Source organism: Vibrio sp. 1249-1 (assembly GCF_033340495.1).
Genome location: NZ_JAWOWJ010000541.1, coordinates 1 through 703, shown reverse-complemented (window position 1 = coordinate 703; position 703 = coordinate 1). Strand labels below are relative to the sequence as shown.

At 46.9% G+C, this 703-nt stretch carries 1 protein-coding gene; it reads right to left on the bottom strand.

Translation table 11 applies throughout. The annotated features are described in order from the left end of the window. Positions 1-703 (bottom strand): hemolysin family protein (locus R7Z50_RS27500; RefSeq protein WP_318149749.1); only part of this gene is annotated, 703 nt, incomplete at both ends.

The window sequence follows — 703 nt, the reverse complement described above, 5'->3', positions numbered from 1 at the left end:
TTTGAGTTCGTTGAGAGGAATCAGCGCATCCATCAGCCAACTGCCATCTTTTTGCTGCTTCGCCCAGATTTGTTCTGGTGCCATTCCTAATTCGCCAGCGATGGATTTGAGCAAATCGTATAAGGTGACTAAGCCTTGCACGTCTCCATATTCATCAACAATAAATACCATCTCTACGCTGGTTTGCTGCATGTAGTTCAGCAGAGGCAAGCCTTTCATCGACTCCGGTACAAAGCGCGGATGTTTGAGCAATTTACCGAGTCTCGAAACAGACAGGTGGTCGTACTCATCAAGCAATACTTTTGAGGAGATGGTACCGATGATGTTATCTAAACCGCCTTTGCACACTGGCCAAACTGAGTGTTGAGTTTGACGTAGGTGTTTGAGAATCGCATTCAGCGGCAAATTGGTGTCCAAAAAGTGGATGTCGCAGCGCGGCGTCATTAAAGACAGGGCTAAACGATCGTTAAGGTGCAGTAGCTTGCGGATCATCAGTTGTTCTTGCGGTTCGATGGCTCCTGATTCCGAACCTTCATTGACGACGGCAAAGATGTCTTCTTCTGTGACGATTTCGCCTTGGTTTTCGTTTTGGCGCAGAAGTTTAAGTAACGCATCTGTCGACACAGTAAGTAAGAACACAAAAGGTCTGGCAAGCTTGGCTAACCAATGAATCGGATAGGCGACCACAATTGCGATGCTTTCC